This is a genomic window from Pseudomonas sp. (assembly GCF_030696055.1).
GTDB lineage: Bacteria > Pseudomonadota > Gammaproteobacteria > Pseudomonadales > Pseudomonadaceae > Aquipseudomonas.
Window position 1 is genome coordinate 1 of record NZ_JAUYNP010000055.1, and the last position, 6,187, is coordinate 6,187.

Here is a 6,187-nt window from a genome sequence, read left to right on the forward strand (position 1 = left end):
GTACGAAACTTGTGGCTTACCGATGTTGGCTTCGACGTTGAACTCACGGCGCATCCGGTCAACCAGGATGTCCAGGTGCAACTCGCCCATGCCGGAGATGATCGTTTGACCAGTCTCTTCATCAGTCTTGACGCGGAAAGATGGATCTTCCTGAGCGAGCTTGCCCAGAGCGATACCCATTTTTTCCTGGTCATCCTTGGTCTTAGGCTCTACGGCAACCGAAATAACCGGCTCCGGGAAGTCCATGCGAACCAGGATGATTGGCTTGTCAGCGTTGCACAGAGTCTCACCAGTGGTGACGTCCTTCATGCCGATCAAGGCCGCGATGTCACCAGCGCGTACTTCCTTGATCTCTTCACGGGCGTTTGCGTGCATTTGCACCATACGACCCACGCGCTCTTTCTTACCCTTAACCGAGTTGATCACGCCGTCACCGGAGTTCAACACGCCCGAGTAAACCCGGACAAAGGTCAAAGTACCCACGAATGGATCGGTAGCGATCTTGAACGCCAGAGCCGCGAACGGCTCGCTGTCGTCTGCATGACGCTCCAGCTGGACAGTCTCGTCATCCGGGTCGGTGCCCTTGATGGCAGGAATGTCGGTAGGTGCAGGCAGGAAGTCGATAACGGCGTCGAGAACCAGGGGCACACCCTTGTTCTTGAAGGAAGAACCGCAAACAGCCAGAACGATTTCGCCAGCGATGGTGCGCGAACGCAGACCGCTTTTGATTTCTTCGATGGTGAGCTCTTCACCTTCGAGGTACTTGTTCATGAACTCTTCGTTGGCTTCGGCCGCAGCCTCAACCATGTTGCCGCGCCACTTCTCGGCTTCTTCCAGCAATTCTGCCGGAATGTCCTTGCGAACAGGAACCATGCCCTTGTCAGCATCGTTCCAGTAGACAGCTTGCATGTTGATCAGATCGATCTGACCTTGGAAGTTGTCTTCGGAACCGATAGCCAGCTGGATCGGCACCGGAGTGTGACCCAGGCGCTGCTTGATCTGACCGATCACGCGCAGGAAGTCAGCACCGGCACGGTCCATCTTGTTAACGTAAACAAGACGTGGAACGCCGTATTTGTTGGCCTGACGCCATACGGTTTCCGACTGCGGCTCAACGCCCGAGGTGCCACAGAACACAACGACCGCGCCGTCGAGTACACGCAGCGAGCGCTCAACTTCAATGGTGAAGTCAACGTGGCCGGGGGTATCGATGACGTTGAAGCGGTGCTCATCCTTGTACTGCTTCTCGGAACCCTTCCAGAAAGCGGTAATAGCAGCAGAAGTAATGGTAATACCACGCTCCTGCTCCTGCACCATCCAGTCGGTGGTCGCGGCGCCGTCATGCACCTCGCCCATCTTGTGGCTTTTGCCTGTGTAGAACAGGACACGCTCGGTGGTCGTGGTTTTACCCGCGTCCACGTGAGCCACGATACCGATGTTACGGTAACGGTTAATCGGTGTAGTACGAGCCATAAAGCCCTCGCAAATTTAGAAGCGCGATAATTAGAAGCGGTAGTGCGAGAAAGCCTTGTTGGCTTCAGCCATACGGTGCACGTCTTCACGCTTCTTAACTGCAGCACCCTTGCCTTCCGCAGCATCCAGCAACTCACCAGCCAAACGCAGAGCCATGGATTTCTCGCCACGCTTACGGGCGAAATCTACCAGCCAGCGCATGGCAAGAGCGTTACGACGGGACGGGCGAACTTCGACCGGAACCTGGTAAGTAGCACCGCCTACACGGCGCGACTTCACTTCGACCAGCGGAGCGATGGCGTCGAGAGCTTTCTCGAAGATTTCCAGGGGATCGCTGTTCTTACGCTCTTTAACCTTATCCAGGGCGCCATAAACGATACGCTCGGCAACGGCTTTCTTGCCGCTTTCCATCACGTGGTTCATGAACTTGGCCAGGATTTGGCTTCCGTATTTTGGATCGTCAAGCACTTCGCGCTTGGCTGCTACGCGTCTTCTTGGCATGGATAAGCCCTCAAACGGTCTTCAGGTTCGCTCGGAATCGGTGCCCTTTCGGGACGCCTCCGACCTTACTCTTATCGACTCAGAAAAATAGAAACTCGTTATTCAGTACAAACGCCTATTACTTAGGACGCTTGGTACCGTACTTCGAACGACCCTGCTTACGGTCTTTAACACCGGAGGTATCCAGCGAACCGCGCACGGTGTGGTAACGAACACCTGGCAAGTCTTTTACACGACCGCCACGAATCAGTACGACGCTGTGCTCTTGCAGGTTGTGGCCTTCACCGCCGATGTACGAGGAAACCTCGAAACCGTTGGTCAGACGCACACGGCATACTTTACGCAGTGCCGAGTTAGGTTTTTTCGGCGTAGTGGTATACACGCGGGTGCATACGCCACGACGTTGCGGGCAGTTCTGCAGCGCAGGTACGTCGGATTTCTCGACGATACGCTTACGCGGCTGACGTACCAGCTGGTTGATAGTTGCCATCTACTAGCTCCACTGTTGTCTTTCGACGCTATTTATTACAACAAAAGCAAAATGGCAGAGCACGCGCCCTGCCAAATTTAGGGGTGCATGAGTCTAAAGAGACCCACGCTCCCCGTCAAGGCAAAGCCCCGGACGATTGCTCGACCGGGGCCCTACACTTAATTGCTGCTGGAGTTCAGCGCTTCGGTCAGTGCGGCTTCCACCTCACTGGCGCTGACTCGTACCGGCTGAGCCGCTTCACGCTTGCGCTTGCGCTCGCTGTGATAGGCCAAACCGGTACCGGCCGGGATTAGACGACCCACGACCACGTTTTCTTTCAGACCACGCAGGTAATCGCGCTTGCCAGTAACTGCCGCTTCGGTGAGTACCCGAGTGGTTTCCTGGAAGGAGGCCGCCGAGATAAACGACTCGGTGGACAACGACGCCTTGGTGATACCCAGCAGGACGCGGGTGTACTTGGCAACGAACTTGTCTTCGCCAGCCAGACGCTCGTTCTCACCCAGTACCGCGGTCAACTCCATCTGATCGCCCTTGATGAAGGTGGAATCGCCCGACTCAGCCACTTCAACCTTGCGCAGCATCTGGCGCAGGATGGTTTCGATGTGCTTGTCGTTGATCTTCACACCCTGCAGGCGGTACACGTCCTGAATCTCGTTGACGATGTACTTGGCCAGCGCGCTGACACCCAGCAGACGCAGGATATCGTGCGGATCGCTCGGGCCGTCGGAGATAACTTCACCCTTGTTGACCTGTTCACCTTCGAACACGTTCAGGTGACGCCACTTCGGAATCAGCTCCTCGTACGGCTCGCTACCGTCGGTCGGTGTAATCACCAGACGACGCTTGCCCTTGGTTTCTTTGCCGAAGGCGATGGTGCCGCTGATTTCCGCCAGGATCGCGGCTTCTTTCGGACGACGCGCTTCGAACAGGTCGGCAACACGCGGCAGACCACCGGTGATGTCACGGGTCTTCGAGGTCTCTTGCGGGATACGAGCGATTACATCACCCACGCCCACCTGAGCACCGTTCGCCACACCCACCAGGGCGTTAGCCGGCAGGAAGTACTGAGCCGGTACATCGGTACCTGGCAGCAGCAGATCCTTGCCATCTTCGCCAACCATCTTCACCGCAGGACGAATGTCCTTGCCGGCGGCCGGACGATCTTTCGGATCCAGCACTTCGATGTTGGTCAAACCCGTCAATTCGTCGGTCTGACGCTTGATGGTGATGCCTTCTTCCATGCCCACGTAGGTCACGGTACCTTTCATTTCGGTAACGATCGGGTGGGTGTGCGGGTCCCACTTGGCGACTATGGCGCCAGCGTCGACCTTGTCGCCTTCCTTCACGGAAATTACCGCACCGTACGGCAGCTTGTAGCGCTCACGCTCACGACCGAACTCGTCGGCAATCGCCAGCTCGCCGGAACGCGATACCGCGACCAAGTTGCCGTCCAGACGTTCGACGTGCTTCAGGTTGTGCAGGCGAACCGCACCGCCGTTCTTCACTTGTACGCTGTCGGCAGCCGAAGTCCGGCTGGCCGCACCACCGATGTGGAAGGTACGCATGGTCAGCTGGGTACCCGGCTCACCGATCGACTGGGCAGCGATAACGCCGACCGCTTCACCGATATTGATCTGGTGACCACGAGCCAGGTCGCGACCGTAGCACTTGGCGCAGATGCCGTAGCGGGTTTCACAGCTGATCGGCGAACGCACTATCACTTCGTCGATGCTGTTCAGCTCGATGAACTCGACCCACTGCTCGTCGACCAGGGTGCCAGCAGGAACGATGACATCATCGGTACCCGGCTTGAACACGTCCTTGGCGATCACACGGCCCAGTACGCGCTCACCCAGCGGCTCGACCACGTCACCGCCTTCGATGTGCGGCGTCATCAGCAGGCCATGCTCGGTGCCGCAATCGATCGCGGTCACCACCAGGTCCTGGGCCACGTCGACCAGGCGACGGGTCAGGTAACCGGAGTTCGCAGTTTTCAACGCGGTATCCGCAAGACCCTTACGCGCACCGTGGGTCGAGATGAAGTACTGCAAAACGCTCAGACCTTCGCGGAAGTTCGCGGTGATCGGCGTTTCGATGATCGAACCGTCCGGCTTGGCCATCAGGCCACGCATACCGGCCAGCTGACGGATCTGCGCAGCAGAACCACGAGCACCGGAGTCGGCCATCATGTACATGGAGTTGAAGGACTCCTGCTCGACTTCCTTGCCATCGCGGTCGATGACCTTCTCTTTCGAGAGGTTGGCCATCATCGCCTTGGACACTTCGTCGTTAGCCTTGGACCAGAGGTCGATCACCTTGTTGTACTTCTCGCCCTGGGTTACCAGGCCGGAGGCGTACTGCGATTCGATCTCTTTAACTTCCTCGGTGGCGGCGTCGATGATGCGCGCCTTCTCAGCCGGGATCACGAAGTCGTTCACGCCGATCGACACACCGGAGATGGTCGAATAAGCGAAACCGGTGTACATCAGCTGGTCGGCGAAGATCACGGTGTCTTTCAAGCCAACGGTGCGGTAACACTGGTTGATCAGCTTGGAGATCGCCTTCTTCTTCATCGACTGGTTGACCACGTCATACGACAGGCCATCCGGAACGATTTGGAACAGCAGCGCACGGCCGACAGTGGTGTCGACGATACGGGTGTTCTTGGTGATGCTGCCGTCGCGGTCTTTGATCACTTCGTTGATGCGCACTTTTACGCGAGCATGCAGCGAGGCTTCGCCACCACGGAAAACCCGGTCAACTTCCTGCAGGTCGGCGAATACGCGACCTTCGCCCTTGGCGTTTACCGCTTCGCGGGTCATGTAGTACAGACCCAGTACCACGTCCTGGGACGGTACGATGATCGGCTCACCGTTGGCAGGCGACAGGATGTTGTTGGTCGACATCATCAACGCGCGCGCTTCCAGCTGGGCTTCCAGCGTCAGCGGCACGTGCACGGCCATCTGGTCACCGTCGAAGTCGGCGTTGTACGCGGCGCAGACCAGCGGGTGCAGCTGGATGGCTTTACCTTCGATCAGAACCGGTTCAAACGCCTGGATACCGAGGCGGTGCAGGGTCGGCGCACGGTTGAGCAGCACGGGGTGTTCGCGAATCACTTCGGCGAGAACGTCCCACACCTCTGGCAGCTCGCGCTCGACCATCTTCTTGGCGGCCTTGATGGTGGTCGCCAGACCACGCATTTCCAGCTTGCCGAAGATGAACGGCTTGAACAGCTCGAGAGCCATCTTCTTCGGCAGACCGCACTGGTGCAGACGCAGGGTCGGGCCTACGGTAATTACCGAACGACCGGAGTAGTCGACGCGCTTACCGAGCAGGTTCTGACGGAAGCGACCTTGCTTACCCTTGATCATGTCGGCCAAGGACTTCAGCGGACGCTTGTTCGAGCCAGTGATGGCGCGACCGCGACGGCCGTTGTCGAGCAGGGCGTCGACCGCTTCCTGCAGCATGCGCTTTTCGTTGCGCACGATGATGTCCGGCGCGGACAGATCGAGCAGGCGCTTCAGGCGGTTGTTACGGTTGATCACCCGACGATACAGATCGTTCAGATCCGAGGTCGCGAAACGGCCACCGTCGAGCGGAACCAGCGGACGCAGATCTGGCGGCAGAACCGGCAGAACGGTCAACACCATCCACTCAGGCAGGTTGCCGGAGCTGAGGAAGGCCTCCATCAGCTTCAGACGCTTGGACAGCTTCTTGATCTTG

4 protein-coding genes are annotated in these 6,187 nt (G+C 58.0%); all 4 read right to left on the reverse strand.

The window, feature by feature from the left end:
* Positions 1–1,473, reverse strand: a 1,473-nt coding sequence (fusA, locus tag Q8Q83_RS03340) for an elongation factor G (RefSeq protein WP_305621113.1), incomplete at its 3' end; no start/stop codon positions are given.
* Between the two features lie 30 nt (positions 1,474–1,503).
* On the reverse strand, positions 1,504–1,974 hold the full coding sequence (gene rpsG / locus Q8Q83_RS03345) for a 30S ribosomal protein S7 (protein ID WP_010490886.1): 471 nt from the start codon (positions 1,972–1,974) through the stop codon (positions 1,504–1,506).
* Positions 1,975–2,092: 118 nt separating this feature from the next.
* Positions 2,093–2,464: a 30S ribosomal protein S12 gene (rpsL, locus tag Q8Q83_RS03350; RefSeq protein WP_003463319.1), complete on the reverse strand. Its 372-nt coding sequence runs from the start codon at positions 2,462–2,464 to the stop codon at positions 2,093–2,095.
* Positions 2,465–2,622: 158 nt separating this feature from the next.
* A partial coding sequence (gene rpoC, locus Q8Q83_RS03355; RefSeq protein WP_305621114.1) for a DNA-directed RNA polymerase subunit beta' occupies positions 2,623–6,187 on the reverse strand: 3,565 nt, incomplete at its 5' end.